17 protein-coding genes and 1 riboswitch are annotated in these 25196 nt (G+C 63.3%); of the genes, 7 read left to right on the top strand and 10 right to left on the bottom strand.

Annotated elements, in window-relative coordinates; all coding sequences use genetic code 11:
• Positions 1 to 44 precede the first annotated feature (44 nt).
• From AC1DVV_RS17890 to AC1DVV_RS17880, 3 genes are all read left to right on the top strand, one after another.
• On the top strand, positions 45 to 1043 hold the full coding sequence (locus AC1DVV_RS17890) for a 23S rRNA (adenine(2030)-N(6))-methyltransferase RlmJ (RefSeq protein ID WP_477666787.1): 999 nt from the start codon (positions 45 to 47) through the stop codon (positions 1041 to 1043).
• Positions 1044 to 1451: 408 nt separating this feature from the next.
• On the top strand, positions 1452 to 3368 hold the full coding sequence (locus AC1DVV_RS17885; protein WP_457282895.1) for a sensor histidine kinase: 1917 nt from the start codon (positions 1452 to 1454) through the stop codon (positions 3366 to 3368).
• A complete protein-coding gene (locus AC1DVV_RS17880; protein ID WP_457282894.1) occupies positions 3365 to 5437 on the top strand; it encodes a protein kinase domain-containing protein in 2073 nt (690 codons plus the stop codon). The genes AC1DVV_RS17885 and AC1DVV_RS17880 overlap by 4 nt, the downstream gene beginning before the upstream one ends.
• Positions 5438 to 5656: 219 nt before the next feature.
• Here the strand turns inward: AC1DVV_RS17880 and AC1DVV_RS17875 are convergent, their stop codons facing one another.
• From AC1DVV_RS17875 to AC1DVV_RS17865, 3 genes are read right to left on the bottom strand one after another with little or no spacing between them, the layout of a single operon-like run.
• On the bottom strand, positions 5657 to 6688 hold the full coding sequence (locus AC1DVV_RS17875) for a cytochrome d ubiquinol oxidase subunit II (protein ID WP_457282893.1): 1032 nt from the start codon (positions 6686 to 6688) through the stop codon (positions 5657 to 5659).
• A complete protein-coding gene (locus AC1DVV_RS17870; protein WP_457282892.1) occupies positions 6681 to 8096 on the bottom strand; it encodes a cytochrome ubiquinol oxidase subunit I in 1416 nt (471 codons plus the stop codon). The genes AC1DVV_RS17875 and AC1DVV_RS17870 overlap by 8 nt, the downstream gene beginning before the upstream one ends.
• 2 nt (positions 8097 to 8098) lie before the next feature.
• On the bottom strand, positions 8099 to 8755 hold the full coding sequence (locus AC1DVV_RS17865; RefSeq protein ID WP_477651344.1) for a GbsR/MarR family transcriptional regulator: 657 nt from the start codon (positions 8753 to 8755) through the stop codon (positions 8099 to 8101).
• 523 nt (positions 8756 to 9278) lie between these two features.
• Here AC1DVV_RS17865 and AC1DVV_RS17860 point away from each other — a divergent pair.
• Positions 9279 to 9749, top strand: a complete 471-nt coding sequence (locus tag AC1DVV_RS17860) for a cupin domain-containing protein (protein WP_457282890.1) — start codon at positions 9279 to 9281, stop codon at positions 9747 to 9749.
• Positions 9750 to 9776: 27 nt separating this feature from the next.
• Here the strand turns inward: AC1DVV_RS17860 and AC1DVV_RS17855 are convergent, their stop codons facing one another.
• The 4 genes from AC1DVV_RS17855 to ahcY all read right to left on the bottom strand — a co-directional run bounded on the left by AC1DVV_RS17855 (position 9777) and on the right by ahcY (position 13869).
• Positions 9777 to 10400 (bottom strand): septal ring lytic transglycosylase RlpA family protein, encoded by a 624-nt coding sequence (locus AC1DVV_RS17855; RefSeq protein ID WP_477689865.1) that lies wholly within the window; start codon positions 10398 to 10400, stop codon positions 9777 to 9779.
• 11 nt (positions 10401 to 10411) lie between these two features.
• The gene (gene metF, locus AC1DVV_RS17850) at positions 10412 to 11248 is read right to left on the bottom strand and encodes a methylenetetrahydrofolate reductase [NAD(P)H] (protein ID WP_457282888.1); all 837 of its coding nucleotides are present in this window, start codon (positions 11246 to 11248) and stop codon (positions 10412 to 10414) included.
• A gap of 8 nt (positions 11249 to 11256) precedes the next feature.
• Positions 11257 to 12291 (bottom strand): TlyA family RNA methyltransferase, encoded by a 1035-nt coding sequence (locus AC1DVV_RS17845; protein ID WP_477702223.1) that lies wholly within the window; start codon positions 12289 to 12291, stop codon positions 11257 to 11259.
• 147 nt (positions 12292 to 12438) lie between these two features.
• The gene (gene ahcY, locus AC1DVV_RS17840) at positions 12439 to 13869 is read right to left on the bottom strand and encodes an adenosylhomocysteinase (RefSeq protein WP_457282886.1); all 1431 of its coding nucleotides are present in this window, start codon (positions 13867 to 13869) and stop codon (positions 12439 to 12441) included.
• Positions 13870 to 13972: 103 nt separating this feature from the next.
• Positions 13973 to 14045: riboswitch (S-adenosyl-L-homocysteine riboswitch) on the bottom strand.
• 451 nt (positions 14046 to 14496) lie between these two features.
• Between ahcY and AC1DVV_RS17835 the strand changes: the two genes are divergently transcribed.
• Together AC1DVV_RS17835 and AC1DVV_RS17830 are read left to right on the top strand one after the other, a co-directional pair.
• Positions 14497 to 14928 carry a DUF3592 domain-containing protein gene (locus tag AC1DVV_RS17835; protein WP_457306586.1) on the top strand — a complete coding sequence of 144 codons (432 nt, stop codon included), beginning with the start codon at positions 14497 to 14499 and terminating at the stop codon, positions 14926 to 14928.
• Complete coding sequence (locus AC1DVV_RS17830; protein WP_477702221.1) at positions 14925 to 15746, top strand: HAD-IIB family hydrolase; 822 nt, start codon at positions 14925 to 14927, stop codon at positions 15744 to 15746. Before AC1DVV_RS17835 ends, AC1DVV_RS17830 begins: the two co-directional genes overlap by 4 nt.
• 115 nt (positions 15747 to 15861) lie before the next feature.
• Here the strand turns inward: AC1DVV_RS17830 and AC1DVV_RS17825 are convergent, their stop codons facing one another.
• A complete protein-coding gene (locus tag AC1DVV_RS17825) occupies positions 15862 to 17109 on the bottom strand; it encodes an MFS transporter (protein WP_477702220.1) in 1248 nt (415 codons plus the stop codon).
• Positions 17110 to 17215: 106 nt separating this feature from the next.
• On the opposite strand from AC1DVV_RS17825, the gene AC1DVV_RS17820 reads away from it, so the two are divergent.
• Positions 17216 to 17791, top strand: coding sequence for a TetR/AcrR family transcriptional regulator (locus AC1DVV_RS17820; RefSeq protein WP_477702219.1), 576 nt, complete (start codon positions 17216 to 17218; stop codon positions 17789 to 17791).
• 113 nt (positions 17792 to 17904) lie between these two features.
• Here the strand turns inward: AC1DVV_RS17820 and AC1DVV_RS17815 are convergent, their stop codons facing one another.
• Both AC1DVV_RS17815 and uvrA read right to left on the bottom strand, forming a co-directional pair.
• Complete coding sequence (locus AC1DVV_RS17815; RefSeq protein ID WP_457282881.1) at positions 17905 to 18876, bottom strand: Bug family tripartite tricarboxylate transporter substrate binding protein; 972 nt, start codon at positions 18874 to 18876, stop codon at positions 17905 to 17907.
• Between the two features lie 312 nt (positions 18877 to 19188).
• On the bottom strand, positions 19189 to 25059 hold the full coding sequence (uvrA, locus tag AC1DVV_RS17810; RefSeq protein ID WP_477702218.1) for an excinuclease ABC subunit UvrA: 5871 nt from the start codon (positions 25057 to 25059) through the stop codon (positions 19189 to 19191).
• Between the last annotated feature and the right edge of the window lie 137 nt (positions 25060 to 25196).

The following is a 25196-nucleotide window of genomic DNA, read 5'->3' as shown; positions in this document are numbered from 1 at the left end:
CGGGTATTAGGCATTTCCCCCATGCAAGAAGGTAGGATAGACCCATGTTTTCCTATCGCCACGCCTTCCACGCAGGCAACCACGCCGACGTGCTCAAGCACACCACGCTGATCGCGTTGATGAAGTATTTGACCCAGAAAGACACGGCGCTGACCGTGATCGACACACATGCAGGCGCGGGCCTGTACCGGCTTGACGGAGATTACACCGAAACCAGCGGGGAAGCTCAAGAGGGCATTTTCAGACTGCTTTCCCAACCTGTTTCCCAGACAAAGCCGGCTCCAGCCCAAGTACAGCGTGCGCAAGCAGCTCCTAAAACCATAGCAAAACCCGCCACCACCAAACCAGCCGCAGGCGGCTGGGCGCCTGCCCTGCAGGACTACATCGACCTGCTGCGCGGCCTGAACCCGCAATTCGCCGAAAGCGGCGACATCGCGCACCTGAAGATCTATCCGGGCTCCCCTTTCATCGAGCAGCAATTCCTGAGCGGGCGCGACAAGCTCAAGTTGTTTGAATTGCATCCCACCGATTTCAAGTCGCTTTCCGGCAACATTGAACAGTTGGGTGTCGGCCGCCAGGTGGCGGTTTCGCGCGAAGACGGCTTTGAAGCGCTGAAAACCTTTTTGCCGCCACCCGCCCGCCGGGCGATGGTGCTGTGTGACCCCAGCTATGAAATGAAAAGCGACTATGCGCGTGTGTCGGCCTGCATGGCAGACGCCGTCAAGCGCTTCGCCACTGGCACCTATGTCGTCTGGTACCCCATCATTCCGCGGCCGGAAGCCCATGACTTGCCCCGCAAGCTCAAGACGCTGGCCGTGAAAGCCAGCCGAAGCTGGCTGAATGCCGCTTTAACGGTGAAATCGAGCAAATTAACAACAGATACCGCCGGTGACGTGGTGCGGCCAGGCCTTCCTGCCAGCGGCATGTTTGTCATCAACCCGCCCCACACCCTCAAGGCAGAGCTGCAAGCGGCCTTGCCGCAAATGGTGGCCCTGCTGGGGCAAGACCGCAATGCCGGCTTCACGCTGGAGCATGGCGGCTAGGGCTTTCAGGACGACGCCCTGCAAGGGGAGCATGGCAGCCGGCACCGCCAGCCGGTTATGCCAGGTTGGCTGTGTTGTGCGCCCAGACTTTCCTGTCTTTACCGCCGCAGTGAGTTGTGGCAAGGTTGCCCCGTAAACTTTCCCAAAGTCTGCGCCTCCATTGTCCCGCCGTGTTTCCCCTGCTTCCTGTGTCCTGATTTCCGCTTTCTTTTCTTCCTTTCCTCTTGGCTCTCCCCGCTCCCTCGGTGCTCCACCACTAACATGCCCGTCCAGGCTCAAGCTCTCCCATCCGCCGCCCCGGATACGCCGGGCCGTGGACCGCGCGTGCGTGGGAAAACGGCCAGACCGGCGGAAAAGGGAGTCAACGCCGACTCAGCAAGCGGGATGGCGATGGGCACGCCAGAGGACATGGAAAGTGAAATCGAGCGCCGGGTTGCGCTTCGCACCCAGGAGCTTCGTGCATCGCTGGCGCGCTACCAGACGATGGTGGACCTCGCAACCGAAAACATCTGCGTCGGGCAGGAAGGCCTGCTGCGCTTTGCCAATCCGCCGTGCCTGGCCTTGCTGGGTACAGAGGTCGGCACCATGGCCGACCGGCCCATGATCGAGTTCATCCATCCGGAAGACCGCAACTTTGTTTCCGGCAAGCACAAGCTGCGCGCCGCCGGCAACGTCGTCCCGGCTTTTGAGGCGAGATTCCAGCGCGACGACGGCACGATTTCCTGGGTGGAAATCAATGGCGTGCTGGTGGACTGGGAAGGTGCGCCGGCGGACCTTTTTTTCCTGAAAGATGTCACCGAGCGCAAAAGACTCGAGGCCCTGACCCGATCAGCCGCCGAGCGCTACCGGGCGGTCGTGGAAAACGTCAACGACGTGATCCTGGTGGTGCAAAAAGGCATCGTGCGCTTTTCCAATACCAGCGCCCAGTCCATGTTCGGCCTGACGCTCACCGGGCTGCCGTCCATGCACCTGATCCATCCCGACGACCGCGGCATGGTGCAACGCCAGCGCGAGCTCATGCAGTCAGGCACCATGGTCAGCGCCTACGAGGCCCGCTTCATCACGCCACCGCGCGAGACCATGGCGCCGGACCTGCGCACCGGATGGGCCAGCATCTACGGCACGCGCATTGAATGGGACGGCGAACCTGCCCTGCTCGTGCTCATGTCCGACATCAGCGAGCGCCGCCGGCTGGACGAAGAACTCAAGACCGCGCTGACGCAGCGCGAAGCCATCCTCGAAACCACCGCCGTCGGCGTCACCTTCCTCAAAAGCCGGCGCCACCAGTGGCTGAACCGCACGCTGGCCGCCATGCTCGGCTACAGCCCGGCCGAGCTGCTGGGCAAGGAGACGCGCGTTCACTATCCCAGTGACGAGGATTTCGAACGTACCGGCGAACTCGCCTACGCGCAGATCGCGCAAACCGGATCGTTCTCGCTGGAAACGCGCATGCGCCGCAAAAGCGGTGAGCTGATCTGGGTTCAGCTTGACGGCTCGGCGCTCGACCGCAACCGCCCGCAGGAAGGCTCGGTGTGGACTTACGTGGACATCACCCGGCGCAAGGTAGCCGACGAAGAAGCCCGGCGGGCCCTGGCGCGCGAACGCGAGCTGGGTGAGCTCAAGACGCGCTTTGTGTCGATGGCCTCGCATGAATTCCGCACGCCGCTTGCCACGATCCTGTCGTCCGCAGAGTTGATCGAACACTACGGCGAAAAAATCACGCACCGCGAGCGCCAGGACATCATGGCCGACCTGGTGATCGCGGTCAAACGCATGCAGGGCATGCTTGAAGACATGCTCACCGTCGGGCAGGCCGACGCCGGCAAACTCAAGCTCAACCTGAAACCGCTGGATATCGCGGCGCTGTGCCGCAAGCTCGTGACCGAAATGCACACCAGCGACGCCGGCCAGCATGCGATTGAATTTGAAGCCCCTATCGGCCACGACGCTTTTTCACAGCTGGTCATGCTCGACGAACGGCTGGTCCGGCACATTGCCAGCAACCTGCTGGCCAACGCCTGCAAATATTCGCCCGCCGGCAGTGTGGTGGTGCTCACGCTGGACCGCCGGCAGGACGAGTCCGGGGACCACCTGATCCTGCGCGTCAGTGACGAAGGCATCGGCATTCCGCCCTCGGACCTGCCGCGCCTGTTCGAGAGCTTTCACCGCGGCTCCAATGTAGGCAACCGCCAGGGTTCCGGACTGGGCCTGGCCATTGTCAAACACGCCGTTGACCTGCATCACGGCAAAATCGAGGTGGCAAGCATGCCGGGAACGGGCACACAGTTCACGATCAGCCTGCCCATTTCTCAAGGAACCCCATGACCCTGATCCTGATCGTTGAGGACGACGACGCCATCCGCAGCAACATCGTGCGGCTGCTCAAACTTGAAGGTTTTGAAACGGCCGCGGCCGCAGATGGCCGGCAAGGCCTGGAGCAGGCCCGCGCAAGCCGCCCCGACCTGATCGTCTCCGACGTCGGCATGCCCGGCATGAACGGCTTTGAACTGCTGGCAGCCGTGCGCGCCGACCCGCTGCTGGTCAACACCCCCTTCATGTTGCTGACCGCGCTGGACGACCGCGAGAGCATGCGCCGCGGCATGACGGCCGGCGCCGACGATTATTTGTCAAAACCCTTCAGCCGCGCAGAACTGCTCGACGCCGTCAATGCACAGCTGAAGAAAAAAGCACGGGTGCGTGAAGCCATCGACTCGGGTGTTGCCGCCGGCGAAGAACGCCTGCGTGCAGCTTTTGCCAGCCGCATCAGCGGCAGCCGTCCCGACAGCGTACCGGTTGATATTCCGGCCAGCGCGCAAACCGAAGAACTGGCCAATGCCACTGTGCTGGTGGCCAGCATCCGCAATTTCACCTCGCTGGCTGAAAAACTCAATGCTGCGGAAGTGTCGCAACTGCTCACCGAATATTTTGAACGTATCTCCGAACCGGTACTGAAAAACAGTGGTCGGCACATCAAGTTTGTCGGCGATGGGCTGATGGCGGTGTTTGTCGACACCCTCACCGGTTCGCCGCTGCCGGCCCCGCGCCGCGCTATTTCTGCGGCCCTTGCCATGGCACTGGCCACGCACGAATTCCGCGACTGGCTGGAGCAGCGCTTCGGCGGCCGCGCGCTGCCGCCGTTTGCCATGGGCATCGGCATCCACAGCGGCGCCGTCACGCTGTGCCAGCTCGGCACGCAGCAGACCAAGGAACTCACGCCCGTGGGCGAAACCGTAACCCTGGCCTCGCGGCTGGAAGACGCCACCGAAGAAAAGGGCTGGACAGTGATGGCCAGCGAGCAGACGCTCGGCGAAGCCGGCACCGGCATCCAGACCGGCATCCACACCTCGCTCTCGCTGCCCGGGCGCAACCTCGCCATCGATGTGGCCGAGGTCACAGGCCTCATCACCACCATGGACGACAAGATCCATGGCATGGCCAGCCTGACCGAGCGCGCCAGCGAGATCAGCGACGCCGTGCGCGCCAATTCGGACATCACCGCACGCGCGGTCAAGGGCGCGCTGGACGCCAAGCTCTCGGCCCTGAAAGACCTGCGCTTTGACGCCAGCAGCGAGGCGGTACGCCTCAAGGGCTACCGCATCACGCGCAAGATCGGCGCCGGCGGCATGACCGAGGTCTACCTGAGCGAACGTGAATCCGACGGCCTGCCGATCGTGCTCAAAGTGCTGGACTCTCGGGGCAAGGAAGCCTCGGAACACCTGGTGCGCTTCATCCAGGAATACGCCCTGCTCTGCAAGATCGACCATCCGCACGTGATCAAGATCTACGACCAGGGATTCACCGACGAGCACGCCTACATCGCGATGGAGTACTTCGAACGCGGTGACCTGCGCAGCCTGTTCGGGCCCGACCTGGCCCGCTCGCAGGCGCTGACGGTGGCGCGCGAGGTCGCCCAGGCGCTGTCGGCCATCCACGCGCACGGCATTGTTCACCGCGACATCAAGCCTGAAAACGTCATGCTGCGCGCCGATGGCAGCGTGGCGCTGGCCGACTTCGGCATCGCCAAATCCATGCTGCAGGCCCCCAGCATGGGCCTGACCCAAACCCACCACGGCGACGTCGTGGGAACGCCCTACTACATGAGCCCCGAGCAGGCCACCGGTCGCAAAGTGACGGCGCAGTCCGACCTCTACAGCCTGGGTGTGATGCTGTTCGAAATGCTGGCCAACCGCAGGCCCTACGTTGCCGAATCGCTCGAGCTGCTGCTGGCCAAACACCTGAATGCCGATACCCCCGCACTTCCCGAAGTGCATGCGGAATTGCAAGGCGTCGTCAACAAGCTGATGGCCAAAAGCCCCGAGCACCGCTACGAATCAGCCGAAGCCTTTCTGCTCGAACTCGAATCCATCGCGCCCGCGCCTGAGATCAGTTTGTAACCCCCGTCCAGGCTCACTTCGTGTAGCCCGTTCCCCCCTTTCAGGGGGCGGCGCCTGGGGCCGGCAAAGCCGGACCCTCGGCCCCCACTGGTGAATACCCCCGCTGGTAGCGCCCATAGAACTCTTCAACCAAGCAGGGCCGCGGAACCGGCTTTGCCGGGCCGCAGGCGCAGCGGCCCCTTGGGGGCAGGGAGCTACACGCAGTGAGCGACCGTGGGGCTAATACTTCAATGCAGTGCTCTTGCCCCAGAACACACGGTAAGCGAACACGGTGTAGCCGATGATCATCGGTAGCACCACCGCTGCGCCGGCCAGGATCACGCCCATGGCCTCGGGCGCGCTGGCCGACTGCCAGATCGTCAGCTTGTCGATCACCAGCCACGGGAAGAGGCTGTAAGCCAGGCCGTAGAAGGCCAGCAAAAACACGCCCACCGTCGCACCAAAAGGTACCCATGCGCCGTATTCATTGCCTTGTGCCAGGCGCACCGGCAGGCGCTGCAGGCTGCGGAAAATCACGCCAAACAGCACCGCCGTGGCCGCCGGGATTGGCAGCAGCAGCACGATGTTCGGAAACGAAAACCATTTGTCGAAAATGCTCTGGCTCACCAGCGGTGTGGCCACCGAGATGGCGCCGATACCGATCACGGTGAACAGGAGGCTGCGCCTGGCCCAGCGCACGGCTTGCAGTTGCAATTCGCCTTCGGATTTGATGATGAGCCAGCCGGCGCCGAGCAGGCAATACGCCGCGACCAGCGCCGCGCCGATGACGGCGTTGAACACAATCGTCCACCAGGTCGCCGCAAAACCGGTGATCAGCGAACCCAGCATGTAGCCCTGCGACCAGCTTGCGAGCAGCGAACCGGTGTAGAACATGCGGTTCCACAAGGGCTTGTGGCTGGCGCGCGCCTTCACGCGGAAGTCAAAGGCCACACCGCGCAGCGTGAGGCCGATGAGCATGAACGCCACAGGCAAATACAGCGCACCCAGGATGACGCCATGCGCCAACGGAAACACCGTGAGCAAGATGCCTACGCCCAGCACCAGCCAGGTTTCGTTGGCATCCCAGAAGGGGCCGATGCTGGCGATCATGGTGTCCTTGTCATCATCGCCGGCGGTGCGCATCAACACGCCCACGCCCAGGTCGTAGCCGTCAAGAATCACATAGGCCAGCATGGCCAGGCCCATCACCACCAGGAAAACAATGGGCATCCAGCCGGCGGCTTGCGTCAGGTCAGGGGCAAGGTCAAGCATGGGGAGCTCCTTCTTTTTCGGGGTAGTTCACAACGTTGAGGTCCTTCTCGGTCGCACCGGCGGTGCTGTCATCGCCGAACGGTTTGTCCGCATGTTTCCTGTGCCGCGCGAGGTAGAAGACCACCGACACATAAGACACCAGCAGCACCGCATACAGCGCGAGGTAGAGCGTCAACGTCAACGCGATGCGCGGCGCCGGCACTTTTGAAGCCGCCTCAGCCGCCGTCAGCACACCCGTCACCAGCCAGGGCTGCCGGCCGATTTCGGTCACATACCAGCCGGCGATGAGCGCAATCCAGCCGGCGAATGTCATGGCGACCAGCACGCGGGCATGCCACACCGTGAGCGTGCGCGCCGGGTCCTTCTTCCATGGGGCCAGTTGCAACACACTGGCCCAGCTCACGGCCAACATCAGCATGCCCACGCCTACCATGATGCGAAACGCCCAGAACACCGGCGCAACCGGCGGATGTTTTCCCTCGAACTCGTTCAAGCCCTTGACCTCGCCGTCCAGGCTGTGCGTGAGGTAGAGCGAGGCCAGCTTGGGAATTGCGATTTCGTAGTGGTTGGCCTTGGCCTTTTCGTCCGGCAATGCGAACAGAATCGCGGGCACGCCTTTTTCGGTCTTCCAGATGCCTTCCATGGCGGCCAGCTTGGCCGGCTGGTGTTCCATCGTGTTCAGGCCGTGCTGATCGCCCGCGACGATCTGCAGCGGAATCAGCATCGCAGCCATGTAGATGCCCGTCTTCAGGCCGGCCATGACTTCTGCCCCGCGATCGTTGCGCAGCCAGCGGTAGGCCGAAACACCCGCCACCAGAAATGCCACCGTCAGCCCCGACGCCAGCAGCATGTGCGTGAGGCGGTAAGGAAAGGACGGGTTGAAGATCACCTCGAACCAGCTCGTCACATGCGCCTGGCCGTTGATCATTTCAAAACCCGCCGGCGTCTGCATCCAGGAGTTGAGCGCCAATATCCAGAAAGCCGACAGCGTGGTGCCGCCCGCCACCAGCAGCGTGGCGATGGTGTGCATGGTTTCGCTCACGCGTTCACGCGCAAACAGCATCACGCCCAGCATGGTGGCCTCCAGAAAGAAGGCCGTCAGCACTTCGTAGGCCAGCAGCGGCCCGGCGATGTTGCCCACTTTCTGCATGTAGCCCGGCCAGTTGGTGCCGAACTGGAAGCTCATGGTGATGCCGCTGACCACACCGAGGGCAAAGGTCAGCGCGAAAATTTTCACCCAGAACTGGTAGGCGTCCATCCAGTATTGCGCTTTGGTTTTCACGAAGCGCAGCTTGAAGTACAGCAGCACCCAGCCCAGCGAAATGCTGATGGTGGGAAACAGGATGTGGAAGGTGATGTTGGCCGCGAACTGGATGCGGGCCAACAGGAATGCGTCTAAACCGTCCATCATCAACTCCTGTTTTCGTCGGGAAGGTTGGCAGCGGGTGCTGCTGGGCCGGGAAGCTCGCCGGAAGGCTTCGCCGCCACTTTGCTGGATGCGGTGCGGCCTGTCAAACCGGCCTTCATGCTGCTGGCGACCTTGTCTTTGACCTCCAGCAGCTTCTGCACCTTGGCGCCCATCTTCATCAGGCTCATCAGCGTGGCCGAGTCCATCTTCTGCACATCGGCCAGCCAGCCTGTCATCAGCTCGATCAAATCGTGCATCTGCTTCATGCGCGCCTGGGCGTGAATGTCGTCCTGGTTGGCCGGGTGTTCCATCAGCGCATCGCGCAGCATGGAAAGCGTCGGGTCAATCTCGCGCTTGCGGCGTTCCTCGGCCAGTGTGCGGAAGATGGCCCAGACGTCTTCCGGCGCACTGAAATACTCGCGCCTGTCGTTCGGCAGGTGCTGCAGCCGCACCAGGTTCCACGACTGCAATTCCTTCAGCCCCATGCTGACGTTGGAGCGCGAAAACGCCAGCGCCTCGCCGATTTCGTCGGCATTCAGGGCCCGTGGCGAGACGTACAGCAAGGCATAAATCTGCCCCACGGTCCGGTTAATGCCCCAACGGCTGCCCATTTCACCGAAATGGAGGACAAATCGCTGGGTCAGGGGAGCAAGGTTCATGGCGCAGGGCCTCTTTGGGTTATTGAATTTTCAGGAATTACTGAAATTCTAATAAATTGAAGCAGTTTGCGCTGGCGGCTGGATTGACCCTGTGTGCAGCCGGGTGAAATCGGGTGTAGCCGTCGAACGCTGACCTGACCCGACACCAGTTTGTGCTGGCAGGTTGCTATCGAATTCGTAGCTGCTTGCGTTTGTATCTATTGGGCTAGAGGCCAATCTCATGCGTAAAAAAGCCCCAAAACAGCGTCAAAAGCGGCCCCGCAAACGTTCATGTGCGAGCTAAAGCTGTTTTTCGCCGGTTTCAAGGCTATTTTCAGCATGAAAACAGCCTTCAGGCCAATCCAGACAAGCGCAATAAGCTATCAAATATATAGCACTACCAACATACAACCCAAGCTGTGGCAGCGGGATTTGCGCTGAAACGAAACGACCGGTTGCCGGGTCGGGTCACCGCTATTGGCAAGCCCGTCGCAACATGGGCATACTGGCCCGCCCATACACAACACCCCACAAAAAGGATTCCATGCGCCACACCACCACCGTCCTCGGCTTTTCCGTCACCGTTGCCTTTGTGGCCGGGATTGCGCTGTCGCCGCTGGCCCAGCACGCCCTGCCCGATGCGCACGCGCAGGCCGTGCCCCTGGCGCCGGCGATGATTGACCTTGCGGCGCTCAAGCACGGCGACATTCCCGGCACCCCAAACCCTGAAATGAATGCGAAAGGGCTGGTCATCACCGACAACGCCACCATCGGCATTCAGTCCGGCAATGTGGCCAAACACATTCACCCGAAAACCGACGAGATCCAGTACATCATCGAAGGCAGCGGTGCCATGTGGCTGGGCGGCGAGCGCAAGGAATTCAAGCCGGGCACGCTGATCATCATTCCCAAAGGCACGGCACACGGCGGCACGCTGGTGACCAGCGGGCCCGTCAAGGCGCTGGCCATCAAGATCCCGCCGCAGGCCAGGGACGACGTGACTTTTGTGAATTGAGCGAGCGCGCCTCGTCAGCGGGGCGATTCAGCGCGGCGTACGCGGCGCCGCTGGGCGCCGCCTTGCAGGCGGGCGCTTCCGGACCGCAGGCGCGGGTGTCGTCGCGACCTCCGGTGTGGACTCCGGCACCAGCAGCACAACTTCCTTCAGCCCCATGCCCAACATGCCGAGCTCTTCCGCCGCGGCGCGGCTCAGGTCGATGATGCGGTTGCCGCTGTAGGGTCCGCGGTCGGTGATGCGGACGTCCACATCACGGCCGTTGACCAGGCTGTGCACACGCACCATGGTGCCAAAAGGCAGCGTGCGGTGCGCAGCGGTGAACTCCTGCATGTCAAAGCGTTCTCCGCTGGCGGTGCGCCGGCCGTTAAAACGCGGGCCGTACCAGGAAGCCTGGCCGCGCTGGAATTCGCGGGGCACTTCGCCGGCCAGCAGCGACGGCCTGGGTGCAGCGGCAGAAGGCGGCACCTCGTCGGCTATCTCACCGGTCGCGGGTGATGCATCGGTGGCGGGACGTGAAGGACGCGGCGCCGGTGCAGCAGCACCCGGCACGGTGGATGGCTTGTTGGGTGGCGGCGTGGTGCATGCGGCCAGCAAGGCCAGCAGCACCGCAGCACTGAGGGTGACGGCAGACCGGCGTGCACCCTGCTGCATGGCGTGTAGCTTCAGGCGCGCTGCAGTCGCCCGATGATTTCGGTCGTCGCTGCGGCCTGGTTCATCGTGTAGAAATGAATGCCGGGCACGCCTGCGGCGTAGAGCTGCTCGCACAGGCCGGTGATTACGTCCAGGCCGAAGCTCTTGATGGACGCGGTGTCGTCGCCAAAGCCCTGCAGGCGCAGGCGGATCCAGCGCGGAATCTCGGCGCCGCAGGCATCGGAAAAGCGCATGAGTTGCGTAGAGCTGGTGATGGGCATGATGCCGGGCACGATGGGCACGTCCACACCCAGAGCCTGCGCGTCGTCGACAAAACGGTAGTAGGCGTCGGCGTTGAAAAAATACTGTGTGATGGCCGAGTTGGCGCCGGCCTTGACCTTTTGCACAAAGGCCTGCAAGTCGGCATCGGCCGATCTGGCCTGGGGATGGATTTCCGGGTAAGCGGCCACTTCGATGTGGAAAGTGTCGCCGGTTTCAGCGCGGATGAAGGCCACCAGGTCGCTGGCGTAGTGGAACTCACCGCCCGCGCCGTAGCCGCTGGGCAGGTCACCGCGCAGGGCGACCAGGCGTTTCACACCCATGATTTGCAAGGTGGTGAGCTGCTGGCGCACCGTGGCCTTGGTGGCGCCCACGCACGAGAAATGGCAGGCCGCCGCCACGCCTTCGGCCAGGATTTCGTTCACCGTGCCGAAAGTGCCGTCTTGCGTGGAACCACCCGCGCCAAACGTCACCGAGCAAAACTCGGGCTTGTGCGCATAGAGCGCCTGGCGCGCCACACGCAGCTTCTCGGCGCCTTCAGGTGTCTTGGGCGGGAAGAATTCAAAACTGAGGGGAAGATTCAGGCTCATCACGGATCTCACTCGTCGTTATTTGTCGTGTCGGTTTTGCTGTCACGCCGCTTGCCACGCGCAGGGCCAGGCTGGCCGGCATGCGCAAGTTCGGAGTCTTCGTGCGGCGCGCGGGAGGCGCGCATTTCGCTGCGTGGCACGCGCTTGGCAATCTTGCGCTGCGGTGCGGCCGGCAGTGGCTGGTCTTCGCCCGCCACGTCCTGGCCCTTGACAGCCTGGATAAAAAATTCGCGGTTGCCGTCGCCGCCTTCAATCGGCGACGCCAGCCAGGCTTTCACTTCCAGCCCCAGCGCTGCGCAGGCATCGCGCAAGCGCTTTTCGACAAACTCGAAATGCGCCGGGTCACGCACGATGCCGCCCTTGCCGATCTGGCCGGGCTGCAATTCAAACTGCGGCTTGACCAGCATGAGCAGGTCGCCGCCGGGCTTGAGCAGGCGAACCACGGCGGGCAACACCAGCGTGAGCGAGATGAAGGACAAATCACCCGTCAGGAAGTCGAAGTTGGCTTCTGCGGCCAGGCTCGCTTCATCCAGGTCGGCGTCATCCCCATCGCCATCGAAGTCATCCGGAAAATCCATGTCGCCGCTGTCGCCTGCATGGCCGGCCACCAGGTCGGCGGCGGTCATGGAACGGGCATTCAGACCCTCGACGCAAACCACACGCGGGTCTTCACGCAGGCTGGCGTGCAGCTGGCCATGGCCCACATCGACGCCCACCACCTGCATGGCGCCGTGCTGCAGCAGGCAGTCGGTAAAGCCGCCGGTGGACTGGCCCACGTCAAGGCAGCGCAAGCCATCCACCTTCAGGCCGGTAGCTTTCAGCGCGCCTTCGAGCTTGAGCCCACCGCGCGAGATGTACTTGGCTTCGGTGGTGTCCAGCAACTGCAGTTCAGCGCCGGGCGGAATCTCGTCGCCGTTCTTGGCGACCTTCTTCCAGGCAGCGTCGCTTTCAGGACGCCACTGCACACCCGACGCAATCAGGCGCTGGGCCTGGGAGCGGGTGGCGGCATGGCCGTGTTCGACGAGGAATAGGTCAGCGCGCATGTAGTTCCAGAAAAAAAGGGCTCAGCGCGTCGCGAGCGGCCGTCAGGCTAGGCGCGGGAGGACCCATGAACCGGAGCGTACTGGAGGTACGTGAGGATTCATGGAGGGACCCGCAACGACGCATCACGGCCGCGCAGTAGCGCGGGATCAGTAGCGGTAGGTGTTGGCTTTGTACGGGCCTGCTTTGCTGACACCGATGTACGCAGCCTGCTCGTCGCTCAGTTCAGTCAGCACAGCGCCAACCTTCTTCAGGTGCAAACGGGCAACCTTTTCGTCAAGATGCTTGGGCAACACATAAACCTTGCCCACTTCGTACGCATCTTTCTTGGTGAAGAGCTCGATCTGGGCGATCGTCTGGTTCGCAAAGCTCGAAGACATCACGAAGCTGGGGTGGCCCGTGCCGCAACCGAGGTTCACGAGGCGGCCCTTGGCCAGCAGGATGATGCGCTTGCCGTCCGGGAAGATCACGTGGTCGACTTGCGGCTTGATCTCTTCCCAGGTGCATTTTTCGAGCGATGCGACGTCGATCTCGTTGTCGAAATGGCCGATGTTGCAGACGATGGCCTGGTCTTTCATCTTCGCCATGTGCTCATAAGTGATGACGTTCTTGTTGCCGGTGGCGGACACAAAAATGTCAGCCTTGTCGGCAGCGTATTCCATGGTCACGACCTTGTAACCTTCCATCGCGGCCTGCAGGGCGTTGATGGGGTCGATCTCGGTCACCCACACCTGGGCGCTCAGTGCGCGCAAGGCTTGTGCGGAGCCCTTGCCCACGTCGCCGTAACCGGCCACGAGTGCGACCTTGCCGGCGACCATCACGTCGGTGGCGCGCTTGATCGCGTCAACCAGGGATTCGCGGCAGCCGTACAGGTTGTCGAACTTGCTCTTGGTGACGGAATCGTTCACGTTGATGGCGCGCAAGGCCAGCGTGCCCTTGGCCGACATTTCATTCAAACGCAACACGCCGGTGGTGGTTTCTTCAGTCACGCCGATGATGTTTTTCAGGCGGCGGCTGTACCAGGTCGGGTCTTGCGCCAGCTTGGCCTTGATCGAATTGAACAGGCAGATTTCTTCTTCGCTGCCGGGCTTGGAAATGAGGCTCGCGTCTTTTTCGGCCTTGGTGCCCAGGTGCATCAGCAGCGTCGCGTCGCCGCCGTCGTCCAGGATCATGTTGGGACCTTCTTCAGGCGTGCCCTTGGCGCCGCTGAATTCGAAGATCTTGTGGGTGTAGTCCCAGTAGTCGGCCAGGGTCTCGCCTTTGATGGCGAACACCGGCGTGCCGGCGGCGGCAATCGCGGCGGCGGCGTGGTCTTGTGTCGAGAAAATATTGCACGAAGCCCAGCGCACTTCAGCGCCCAGGGCTTGCAGGGTTTCAATCAGCACGCCGGTCTGGATCGTCATGTGCAGCGAACCGGTGATGCGCGCGCCCTTCAGCGGCTGCGCCTTCGCGAATTCTTCGCGGATGGCCATCAGGCCAGGCATTTCGGTTTGCGCGATGTTCAGTTCCTTGCGGCCCCAGGCGGCAAGCGAAATATCGGCAATGGTGTAGTCGGTGGAAGGTTTCAGGACGGCGCTCATACGGTTCTCCAAATTCAAACGTCAACTGGGCAAAATCGCCACGGGCAAGGCGCTTTCGAAACAGCGGGGGAATTCAGTCATTCACCCGGCTTGAGAGAGCACTTGCGGGTGAGCGTGGTTGCAATGAAGTCCTGAGCCTGGTCCACATGGTGTGGCTTGCAACGCTCCTCAGGAAGCCACGATTATACCGAACTCCCCCGTTCAGGCTCACTTCGTGTAGCCTGCTCCCCCCTCAAGGGGGCGGCGCCTGGGGCCGGCGAAGCCGGACCCTCGGCCCCCGCTGGTGAAATACGCCATCACCGATCGCGCCCAAAGAACGCTTCAACCCGCATGGGCCGCGGAACCGGCTTTGCCGGGCCGCAGGCTCAGTCCCCTGCAAGGGGAAAAGGGCTACACGCAGTGAGCCCGATAGGGGTGTGCCAATTTTTCGGCTTTGCCGGGCCGCAGGCGGGCGGCCCCCTCGAGGGGGCAGGGAGCTACACGCAGTGAGCGACCGTGGGGGCCCACACCATGCGAGAATTTCACCATGCAAGAGTCCGCAGCCCGCCACTTTCGCCCCTCTTCCGTAGGGCATCCAGGCTTCGGGGCGGCCTGATGTACCCCCGTCTGGCGCCCGTCTACTGTGCCTTGTTCCTGATCATGGGTGCGGGAATGAGCGCCAGCTTCGCATCAAAGGCATACCGGGCCTTGCAAACCCTCGATTGGGAAACAGGCAGCGCGCAAATACTTTCGTCCAGCGTGAAGGCCACGTCCGACAAGCGAGCCAGTTGCTATGAGCAGCTTGCCACCTATAGCTACAAGGTGCAGGGCCGAACCTTCACCGGCCAACGTGTGCGCGCGGCGGACAGCTGCCTTTCGAAGGAAGAGTCCGAGCTATTCGAGGCTGCGTTCAAGAAAGGCGACACGGTGGCCGTGCGCTACGATCCCGAAAATGCCTCCGAAGCGGTGCTCGAGCCCGGGGAACTGTGGTTCAACGATTGGATCCAGGGGATCGCGGGCTTGTTGATCACAGGCATTGCCGTTCTGATGGGCATCGAGATACTGAGAAAGCAGCGATGAAGGACCTCACATCCTGGGCGCTCACCGAGCGCGCACAGATCACCGGCGTCTTCACCGACATCGACGACACACTGACCACCGAGGGAGCGATCACCGCCGATGCGCTGGAGGCTTTGGGTGCGTTGAATGCCGCCGGGCTCAAGGTGGTAGCCATCACCGGGCGGCCCGTAGGCTGGAGTGAGCCCTTCGCGGCAAGCTGGCCGGTCGATGCCATCGTGGCGGAGAACGGTGCGGTGGCGCTGCTGCCGGCGCAGGTTTTAGACAAAAAAGCCCCACAAGCCGCACCAGTCTTGCGCAATCAGCTATCAAAAATATACCAACAGGATTCCGCGACACGCGCTGCCAACTTCGCCCGCATGCAGGCCGTGCTGGCGCGCATCGAGCGCGAGATGCCGGGCGTCACCCGCGCCACCGACTCGCCGGGCCGTGAAACCGACATCGCCATCGATCACAGTGAGTTTGTGCAACTGAGCGACGCGCAAATCGCGGCGGTGGTGGCGCTGATGAAAAGCGAGGGCATGCACGCCACCGTCAGCAGCATCCACATCAACGGCTGGTATGGCAACCACAACAAGCTCGAAGGCGCGCGCTGGATAGTCCGGCAGCTCTGGCAGCGCGACCTGGACGCCGAGATGGATCAATGGGTCTATGTGGGCGATTCGACCAACGACCAGCTGATGTTCAAGACCTTTGCCAACAGCGTGGGTGTGGCCAACATCGCGCGCTTTGTGCCGCAGCTGGCGCACCTGCCGCGCTATGTCACCCAGGGCGAGCGCGGCGCAGGTTTCACCGAAATGGCGCGCGCTTTACTGGATTAACAACCGCGGCTGCCCCGCGTTACCTCAGCGGGTGCCGCGGATCGGGCTTTGCCCGGCCGCAGGCACCGTCCCCTGAAGGGGAGGGGACGCTACACGAAGTGAGCGTCAGCAGGGGTTAGCTATATTGGCGGCGCACTGAGCCCCAGCGCAACCAGGCGCCGAGAGCCGCTACCGCCAGAACCAGCGCGGCATAACCCTCTACCGTAGCAGGCAGGCCCAACGGTGCGATCAAGCGGCCTGCCAGCATGGCGGGCACGCTGAAGGCCAGGTAGCTGATGGCGTACAGCGCAGAAAACAACTCCGCCCGCTGGTGCGGCTGTGCCATCGGCGCCAGCGTCTGCACCTGCGCGGAGAAAGCCGAGCCGCCGCCGAAACCGGCCAGCGCCGTCCCCGCGAAAAACAGCGCCACGGAACGGGTGACCAGCGACAGGACCACCAGACCTGCGCCCACGGCAAGCAAGCTCATGCCGATGGCGCTCATGCGCACGGGCGAAAAGCGCCTCAACAAAGTCGGCGAAGCAGCGCCCAGGCCGAAGAAGGCCGCAATGGCCAGGCCGTTAACGATGCCGTCGTGGATGCCAAAGATTTGCTGCAGCACGGAAGGCACCAGCGACAGGTACAGGCCCGCAAGCGACCACACCGCCAGCATTGTCGGCACGCCGCGCACAAATTCGGCGCGCGCCTGCACCGGCACCGAGATGCGCGGCACCAGCGAAGCCAGCGCGCCGGGGCGCGGCGTGACGCTTTCGGGCAGGAACAGCGTGGCCACCGCACCCACCACGCAGATGGCGACCAGCACGCCAAACACCAGCGGCACCGGGTGCAAGGTGAACTTGACGGCGATACCGGTGAGCAGCGCGCCCACGGCCAAGCCCGCCAGCGGCGAGACGCTGCCGATCATCGCGCCCAGGCGTTTTTGCGCAGCGGGGGCGGCCTCCACCACCGCCGCCGTCAGCGCGCCGCCGACCATTCCGGTGGCGATGCCCTGCACGATGCGCGCAGCAATGATGCCGTTGATGCTCCCGGCCAGCAAAAAAGTCAGCATCGCGCCGGCCTGCAGCAGCAAGGCGGTAAACACCACAGGCCGCCGGCCGATGTGGTCAGACAGTGAGCCAGCCACCAGCAGCGAGGCCAGCAGCGCAATCGCGTAAATCGCAAACGCCACCGTCAGCAGCGCAGGGGAAAAGCCCCACTGCTGCTGGAAGACGACGAACAGCGGCGACGGCGCACTGCCCGCCACGAAGAACGCGAACAACAGGATCGCCAGCAGGGGGAAGGCGGCTGCGGGCGGCAGTTGCCAGTGGGCCGCCGTCGGGCGGGATGGTTGCAATGAGGGATCGGCGGGAGCAGCAGGGGTAGCCATGGGGAACGCTCAACTTTCTTAAAGCTAATTTATTCGCGTTTGCAAATTCTATACCCGTTCAAAAATTAACGCAAACATCGTTGCTTTTAGGCTAGAATTCGCCCTGATGAGCACCCTCCAAACGCCCCAGAACAAACGCCCCGGCGGACGCAGCGCCCAGGTGCAAATCGTGGTGCGCAAGGCGCTGGAAGAACTGATTGCCCAGGAGGGCCGCGACAAAGTCACCGTGCCGGCCGTGGCCGAGCGCGCCGGCGTGAGTGCTTCCAGCATTTACCGGCGCTGGGGCGACGTGAACGGCCTGCTCGGCGAAACCGCCCAGCAGCGGCTGGACCCGAACCGCCCCCTGCCTGAGACGGGCGACCTGAAAGCCGAACTCACGGCCTGGGCCAAGGAACTGATCAACCACCTCAACAAGCCAGGCAATGCCTCACTGCTGAAGGCCGCTGCCGCGCTGGCGGGATCAGAAGAAACCAATTGCCTGAAAAACCGCCGCAACGAAGCCACGGTTCTGGTCAAACGCGCCCAGGCCCGCGGCGACGCCACACCCACCGTGCAGCAGGTGCTGGACCACATGATGGCCCCCATCATCTACCGTTTGATTTTTGGCGCCGGCGTCGAGCCCGCGTTGGCGGAACAGTTAGCCGACGAATTGTTTGCCTTGGCAAACCCGGTCAGCAAATAGACCCGAAGAAGCCCAGGAGGCCGCGGAACCGGCTTCGCCGGGCCGCCAGCCTCGTCCCCTGCAAGGGGAAAAGGGATTACACGAAGTGAATCCCGATAGGGGTGTGCCTACTTTTAGTTGGGCTTGGCGAGGCCTAACTTATCGATCAGCACCTTCTCCCGCCCAACGGTGTCTTGCGCAAACTTGGTGTAGTCGGCCGAGCTCAGGTAGTTGGGCAGCATGTCGTAGCGGCCCAGCGCCGCGACGTAGCTGGGTTCTTCCATTGCTTTCTTGAAGGCGTCGTGCAGGCGCTTGACCACTTCGGGCGGCGTGCCTTTGGGCGCGCCTATCCCGAAGGGCGAGTTCTGCACGATGTCATAGCCCAGCTCTTTCAGGGTGGGTGCGTTCGGGAATTTGTCGAGCCGCTTCTCGCCCCAGGTATTGAGCACGCGCAGCTTGCCCGCCTCGACCTGCGGCGCAAAACCGGTGCTGTCGGCGCCTGCCATCAGCTGGCCGCTGACGAGCGCCAGCATCAGGTCGGCGCTGCCTTTGTAGGGCACGTGCTGCAATGTGATGCCCGCTTTTTGCGCGATGAGTTCGGTCGTCAGGTGCGGGCTGGTGAGTGTGCCCGTCGAGCCGTAGGTCAGCTTGCCGGGGTTGGCCTTCGCATAGGCGACAAAGTCGGCCCAGGTCTTGAAAGGGCTGTCGGCCGGCACCACGATGCCGAAGGCGTAGCCGGTCACGTTGATCACGTAGCTGATGTCCTTGACCGGGTCCCAGTTGATCTTGGTGGTGTAGCCAAGGCGGAACACGCCCAGCGGAATCTGCGCCAGCGTGTAGCCGTCGGCCTGCGCGCTTTGCAGTTGCTGGGCCGGCAGGGTGCCGCCCGCGCCGGGCTTGTTCTCAACGATCACCGTCTGGCCCAGAATCTTCGAGGCATTGTCGGCCAGCGAACGCATGGTGATGTCGGTGGGCCCGCCCGCCGGGAAGGCGATGATCAGCTTGATCGGTTTGACCGGGAAATTTTGCGCATGGGCCGCACCCCACGCGCCGGCAAGGGAAATGGCCAGGGCGGCGGTGATCTGCAGTAAAGGGCGGCGTTGCATCGGTGTATCTCCTGATCCTGAAAGTATGGCGGCTTGAAGCCCATATCATGCGTGCAGCAAGCCGCCATCGCATCAGGGCAACACCTGAAAGGTTGTCACGTCGGTGTCAGCACTTTCTTCGGCGTTTTGGGTGTTTTAAGCGTTTCAACCATACAGGACCAGCGCAAGCAGCTATTAATTCAATAGCAAAGCCTGCCGCAGCGTTGACTCCATCTCTGCCAGCAGGGGCCGCGGAACTGGCTTAGCCAGGCCGCAGGCGCCGCCCCCTCGAGGGGGGAAGGTGCTACGCGAAGCGAGCATCCGACGGGGGTGCTATCTGTTCAGCACGCTTCCCAAGGCTTTCCCGGTATGCGTGCCGAGCTTGACGACAGCCTCGGGCGGAGCCGAAGCCACCACGCGTCCACCCGCATTGCCGCCGTCCGGCCCCAGGTCAATCACCCAGTCGGCTTCGGCGATCACATCCAGGTCATGTTCGATCACCACCACGCTGTGGCCGCCGTTGACCAGGCGGTGCAACACATGGATCAGCTTTTCCACGTCGGCCATGTGCAGGCCCACCGTGGGCTCGTCCAGCACGTAGAGCGTGTGCGGCGCCTTCTGGCCGCGGCGCGTGATGTCGTCGCGCACCTTGCTGAGCTCGGTCACCAGCTTGATGCGCTGCGCCTCGCCGCCCGAGAGCGTCGGCGACGGCTGCCCCAGGGTGAGGTAGCCCAGGCCCACGTCTTTCAGCAACTGCAACGGGTGGCTGATGTTGGGCATGGAAGAGAAGAAATCCACCGCCTCGTCCACTTCCATCTTCAGCACGTCGCCGATGTTTTTGCCGCGCCAGGTCACGGCCTGCGTTTCGGGGTTGAAGCGCGCGCCGTGGCAGGTTTCGCACAGCACCTTCACGTCGGGCAGAAAGCTCATGCCGATGGTCCGCACCCCCGCGCCTTCGCAGGTGGGGCAGCGGCCTTCGCCGGTGTTGAACGAAAAGCGCCCGGCACTATAGCCGCGTGCGCGGGCTTCCAGCGTGTCGGCAAAGAGCTTGCGTATCGTGTCCCAGAAACCGATGTAGGTAGCCGGGCAGGAGCGCGGCGTCTTGCCGATGGGCGTCTGGTCGACTTCCAGCACGCGGTCTACCACCGCATAGCCCTCGATGCGTTCGCAGCCGGTCCAGTCGGGCGTCTTGCCCTTGTCGTCGGCGTCGCGCCCAGATTTGGTCGAGCGCTGCATGACGCCCGCGTGCACATTGGTCAGCAGCACATCGCGCGCCAGCGTTGATTTGCCGGAGCCCGATACACCCGTCACCGCCACCAGGCGGTACAGCGGCACGGTGACCGACACATCCTTGAGGTTGTGCAGATCGGCATTGACCACGGTGAGCCAGGAGGTGAAAGGCCCGGCCGCCGCCGGCGCCGCATTGTGCAGTGCGCTGGCATTGGCGGCGGCGGCTTTGAGTGCGGCTGCCTTGAGCGTGGCCGCCTTCTGCTTGCTCACCGGCTTGGCGTTCACGTCAACGGGCGCTTCTTTCACCGCGGCCAGGGGTGCCACGCCCTTGCGTGTTTCGCGCCGGATCTGTAGCGGGTGAATAAGCGGGTTGGCAAGGTAGCGTCCCGTCAGAGATTCCGGCACAGCCGACAATTGCGCCGCCGTGCCTTGTGCGACCAACGTGCCGCCGCGCTTGCCTGCGCCGGGGCCGATGTCGATGATGTTGTCGGCGCGGCGAATGGTGTCTTCGTCATGCTCGACCACCACCAGCGTGTTGCCGCGGTCGCTGAGCTTGCCCAGCGCGCTCAGCAAAATCCGGTTGTCGCGCGGATGCAGGCCGATCGTCGGCTCGTCCAGCACATAACAAACGCCTTGCAGGTTGGAGCCGAGTTGCGCCGCCAGGCGGATGCGCTGCGCCTCGCCGCCCGAGAGCGTGGGCGCGCCACGGTCCAGCGTGAGGTAGCCCAGGCCCACGTCTTCGAGAAACTCGAGGCGGCTTTTGATTTCGGGAATCAGGTCGCGCGCGATGCCAGCCTCACGGCCCAGCAGCGCGAGTTTTTCGACCCAGCCCCGCACGTCCGTCACCGACAGCGCTGCGATGTCGGCAATGCCGACACCCGCGAACTTCACCGCGCGGGCCTTGGCATTGAGGCGCGTGCCTTCGCAGGTCGGGCAGGCGGTGCCGGCCACGTCTTCCACCTCGGGCTCGGCAAAACTTTGCTCGCGGCCCTTGTTGTCGTCGTCCATCACCGAGTCATCAAACACCTTGCGCTGTTCTTTGGTGAGCTTCACGCCCGTGCCCACGCAGTCGGGGCACCAGCCGTGCTTGCTGTTGTAGCTGAAGAGGCGCGGGTCCAGTTCGGCATACGAGGTGGCGCAAATCGGGCAGGCGCGCTTGGTCGAAAACGCGATCAGCTTGCCGATGTTTTTGGCGCTGGCGCCGGCCATCATCGCGCCGCGCAGGCCGTCGAGCGGGGCCAGCACGTGGACCACGCCCTTGCCGTGTTCCAGCGCGGTCGCCAGCGCGGCGCGCAAGGCGGCTTCGTTGTCGGGCGAGACATGGATATCGGCAATCGGCAATTCGACCGTGTGTTCCTTGAATCGGTCAATGCGCGGAAAGCCCGTGGTCGGCAAAAATTCGCCATCGATGCGCAAATGCGTGTAACCGCGCGGGCGCGCCCAGTCGGCCAGCTCGGTGTAGACGCCCTTGCGGGCAATCACCAGCGGAGCCAGCAGGCCGATATGCTGGCCGCGGTAGGTCTTGATCAGCTGTGCGGCAATGCTCTCCGGGCTTTGCGGCATCACGGCTGCGCCGTCTTTGGTGCAATGCTGGATGCCCAGCTTCACATACAGGAGGCGCAGGAAATGCCAGACCTCGGTGGTCGTACCCACGGTGGACTTGCGGCCGCCGCGCGAGAGGCGCTGCTCGATCGCCACGGTGGGGGGAATGCCGTAGACCGCATCCACTTCAGGCCGGCCGGCCGGCTGCACGATGCTGCGTGCGTAGGCGTTCAGCGATTCAAGATACCGCCGCTGCCCTTCGTTGAACAGGATGTCAAAGGCCAGCGTGGACTTGCCCGAGCCTGACACGCCCGTCACCACATTGAACTTGCCGCGCGGAATGTCGACCGACAGGCTCTTGAGGTTGTTCTCTTTGGCGTTGACGATCTGGATCAGGTTGGAAAACGCCGGCCGTGTGGCCCAGACCTTGGGACGCGACTCTTCAACGCCGTGCACCTTGCCCATGGCCTGCTCGTATTCGCGCAGGGCGAGCGCCGTGTGTGAAGTCGGGTGCTGACGCACCTCCTCAGGCGTTCCCTGGGCCACCAGCAGGCCACCGCCCTCCCCGCCTTCGGGGCCGAGGTCAATCAGCCAGTCGGCCGAGCGGATCACGTCGAGGTTGTGCTCGATGACGATCAGCGAATGGCCGGCTTCGAGCAGCTTGCGCAGTGCGCGCATCAGCTTGGCGATGTCGTCAAAGTGCAGGCCGGTGGTCGGCTCGTCGAACAAAAACAGCGTGCCACGGCCCGGTTGCCTGAGCGCCAGCGCCTGCTTGCTGGCGCTGGTGGTTTTGCTGGCGTTGGCGAGGAAACCCGCGAGCTTGAGGCGCTGCGCCTCACCGCCCGACAGCGTGGGCACGGGCTGGCCCAGCTTCACGTATTCCAGGCCCACGTCGACGATGGGCTGCAGCGCGCGCACCACTTCGCGATCTTGCGCAAAGAGGGCAATCGCCTCGCTCACCGTGAGGTCCAGCACGTCAGAGACATTGAGCAGGCGCGGCTTGACGTCGCCAATCGCCTTGCGCTCAATCGTCACTTCAAGGATCTCGGCGCGGTAGCGCTTGCCGTCGCAGTCGGGGCAGCGCAGGTAGACGTCACTCAAAAATTGCATCTCGACATGCTCGAAACCCGAACCGCCGCAGGTCGGGCAGCGCCCGTCACCGTTGTTGAAGCTGAACTTGGTGGCGGTGTAGCTGCGCTGTTTGGCCAAGGGCGCCAGGGCGAAGAGGTCGCGCACCGCATCCCACGCCCCCACATAGCTGGCCGGGTTGGAGCGCGCCGTCTTGCCGATGGGCGACTGGTCAACAAACACCACGTCGGTCAGGTGGTCGGCGCCCATGAGGCGGTCATGCAGGCCCGGCGTCTCGGTCGCCTTGCCGAACTGGCGCAGCAGCGCGGGCGCGAGGATGTCCTGCATCAGCGTGGACTTGCCCGAGCCGCTGACGCCGGTGACGCACACCAGGCGCTGCAGCGGAAAATCGACGGTCAGGTTCTTCAGGTTGTGGTCACGCGCGCCTTCGAGGATGAGGCGCGGGGTGTTGTCGGTCACCGCGCGCTTGAAGCCCATGCCCACCTGCTTGCGCGAGCCGAGGTAGGCGCCGGTCAGCGTGTCGGCATGTTTGATGTCGTCGGGCGTACCATCAAACACGATCTGGCCGCCCTTCTCGCCCGGGCCCGGGCCCATGTCGATCAGGCGGTCGGCCGCCAGCATGACAGCCGGGTCGTGCTCGACCACCACCAGCGTGTTGCCGGCGTCACGCAGGCGATGCATGGCCTGGGTGATGCGGTTCATGTCGCGCGGGTGCAGGCCTATGGAGGGCTCATCGAGCACAAACAGCGTGTTCACCAGCGAGGTGCCCAGCGCAGTCGTGAGGTTGATGCGCTGCACCTCTCCGCCTGAGAGCGTGCGGCTTTGCCGGTCGAGCGTGAGGTAGCCGATGCCGACGTCGCAGAGGTATTTGACGCGGGTCTGGATTTCTTCGAACAGCGACTTCAGCGCCTGCAGCTCGGCGTCGTCGCCCATCACATCGAGTGACAGGCCGCTGAAGAACTGTCGCAGCCTGTCGATCGGCAGGCGCATCAGGTCGTGCAGCGCCAGGCCCGGCAGGGCTTCGAGCTGTTCACGGCTCCAGTGCACGCCCACCGGCATGAAGCGCTGGCTGGGCGGCAGCACCGCATCGGCGGCTTCTTTGGAACCGAGGCGCCAGAGCAAAGACTCGAGCTTCAGACGCGCGCCGCCGCAGGTTTCGCACTGCGTATAGCTGCGGTATTTGGACAGCAGCACGCGGATATGCATCTTGTAGGCCTTGCTTTCAAGGTATTCGAAGAAGCGCTTGATGCCGTACCACTGCTTGTTCCAGTTGCCGTCCTTATAGCCCGGTGTGCCGTTGATGACCCAGCCCTGCTGCTCGGGCGTGAGCTTGTACCAGGGCGTGTCGCGCGGAACGCCCGCCGCTTCGGCGTGGCGCAGCAGGTCGTCCTGCGCTTCTTTCCAGGCCGGGGTCTGGATGGTCTTGATCGCGCCGGCGCGCAGGGTGAGTTTGTCGTTGGGAATCACTAGGCCGTAGTCAACGCCGATGACACGGCCAAAGCCGCGGCAGGTTTCGCACGCGCCCATGGCCGAGTTGAAGGAGAACAGCGAAGGCGTGGGGTTGGTGTAGCGCAAGTCGCTGTCGGGGCAATGCAGGCCGGTGGAGAAACGCCACATGACATCGGGCTGACCGTCCTCAGCGTGCTGCACATAGATATTGAGCCTGCCGCCGCGTTTAAGCGCGGTCTCGATGGCTTCCATGACCCGGGCTTTTTCCACTGCGTGCGTGCGAAAGCGGTCTGCCACCACATCCAGCAACTTGTGCGGACCGGCGGGCGTGGCGACGTCGCGCTGGGCATGAACGCGTGTAAAGCCGCTGACAGAGAGCCACTGCTCGACCTGTTCGGCACTGGTGTTGCCGGGCAGTTCGACCGGGAAGGTCAGCACGACGCGTGGGTCGCCCTCTTTGGTGCGTGCCATCAGTTCGGCGTAAATCGATTCGGGTGTGTCGTGGCGCACGTTCTGCGCAGTCTGCTTGTCGAAGAGCTGCGCGGCGCGCGCGTAGAGCAGCTTCAGGTGGTCGTTGAGCTCCGTCATGGTGCCCACGGTGGAGCGCGAGCTGCGCACCGGGTTGGTCTGGTCGATGGCGATGGCGGGCGGCACGCCTTCCACCTTGTCGACGGCCGGCTTGTCCATGCGATCCAGGAACTGCCGCGCATAGGCAGAGAAGGTTTCCACATAACGGCGCTGGCCTTCGGCAAACAAGGTATCGAACACCAGGGAAGATTTGCCCGAGCCGCTGGGGCCGGTGACGACCGTCATTTCACCGGTGCGAATATCCAGATCGAGGTTTTTGAGGTTGTGCTGGCGCGCGCCGCGAATGCGGATGATTCCCTGGGACATGAGTGCAGTCTTTCCTGAAGAGGTCAAACATTCTAGACAGGGCAACCGGCTGTGCAGGGCGTAGGGATTAATGTCCTTTTTGCACACTTTTTGCTACGCCAATTAGGGCGGCTTCTGGTTTTCCTGATCGCATTTTT

It is taken from the genome of Polaromonas sp. P3_B4, from assembly GCF_056402835.1.
This window is presented reverse-complemented; position numbering and strand designations above follow the sequence as displayed.

What these genes read in the sequence shown, in the direction of transcription:
- AC1DVV_RS17885 (WP_457282895.1), top strand. Translation starts at nt 1,452, where the DNA reads ATGGAAAGTGAAATCGAGCGCCGGGTTGCGCTTCGCACCCAGGAGCTT.
- AC1DVV_RS17830 (WP_477702221.1), top strand. Translation starts at nt 14,925, where the DNA reads ATGAAGGACCTCACATCCTGGGCGCTCACCGAGCGCGCACAGATCACC.
- AC1DVV_RS17845 (WP_477702223.1), bottom strand. Translation starts at nt 12,291, where the DNA reads ATGCGCGCTGACCTATTCCTCGTCGAACACGGCCATGCCGCCACCCGC.
- AC1DVV_RS17890 (WP_477666787.1), top strand. Translation starts at nt 45, where the DNA reads ATGTTTTCCTATCGCCACGCCTTCCACGCAGGCAACCACGCCGACGTG.
- AC1DVV_RS17865 (WP_477651344.1), bottom strand. Translation starts at nt 8,755, where the DNA reads ATGAACCTTGCTCCCCTGACCCAGCGATTTGTCCTCCATTTCGGTGAA.
- AC1DVV_RS17820 (WP_477702219.1), top strand. Translation starts at nt 17,216, where the DNA reads ATGAGCACCCTCCAAACGCCCCAGAACAAACGCCCCGGCGGACGCAGC.
- AC1DVV_RS17825 (WP_477702220.1), bottom strand. Translation starts at nt 17,109, where the DNA reads ATGGCTACCCCTGCTGCTCCCGCCGATCCCTCATTGCAACCATCCCGC.
- AC1DVV_RS17815 (WP_457282881.1), bottom strand. Translation starts at nt 18,876, where the DNA reads ATGCAACGCCGCCCTTTACTGCAGATCACCGCCGCCCTGGCCATTTCC.
- AC1DVV_RS17870 (WP_457282892.1), bottom strand. Translation starts at nt 8,096, where the DNA reads ATGGACGGTTTAGACGCATTCCTGTTGGCCCGCATCCAGTTCGCGGCC.
- uvrA (WP_477702218.1), bottom strand. Translation starts at nt 25,059, where the DNA reads ATGTCCCAGGGAATCATCCGCATTCGCGGCGCGCGCCAGCACAACCTC.
- ahcY (WP_457282886.1), bottom strand. Translation starts at nt 13,869, where the DNA reads ATGAGCGCCGTCCTGAAACCTTCCACCGACTACACCATTGCCGATATT.
- metF (WP_457282888.1), bottom strand. Translation starts at nt 11,248, where the DNA reads ATGAGCCTGAATCTTCCCCTCAGTTTTGAATTCTTCCCGCCCAAGACA.
- AC1DVV_RS17880 (WP_457282894.1), top strand. Translation starts at nt 3,365, where the DNA reads ATGACCCTGATCCTGATCGTTGAGGACGACGACGCCATCCGCAGCAAC.
- AC1DVV_RS17875 (WP_457282893.1), bottom strand. Translation starts at nt 6,688, where the DNA reads ATGCTTGACCTTGCCCCTGACCTGACGCAAGCCGCCGGCTGGATGCCC.
- AC1DVV_RS17860 (WP_457282890.1), top strand. Translation starts at nt 9,279, where the DNA reads ATGCGCCACACCACCACCGTCCTCGGCTTTTCCGTCACCGTTGCCTTT.
- AC1DVV_RS17855 (WP_477689865.1), bottom strand. Translation starts at nt 10,400, where the DNA reads ATGCAGCAGGGTGCACGCCGGTCTGCCGTCACCCTCAGTGCTGCGGTG.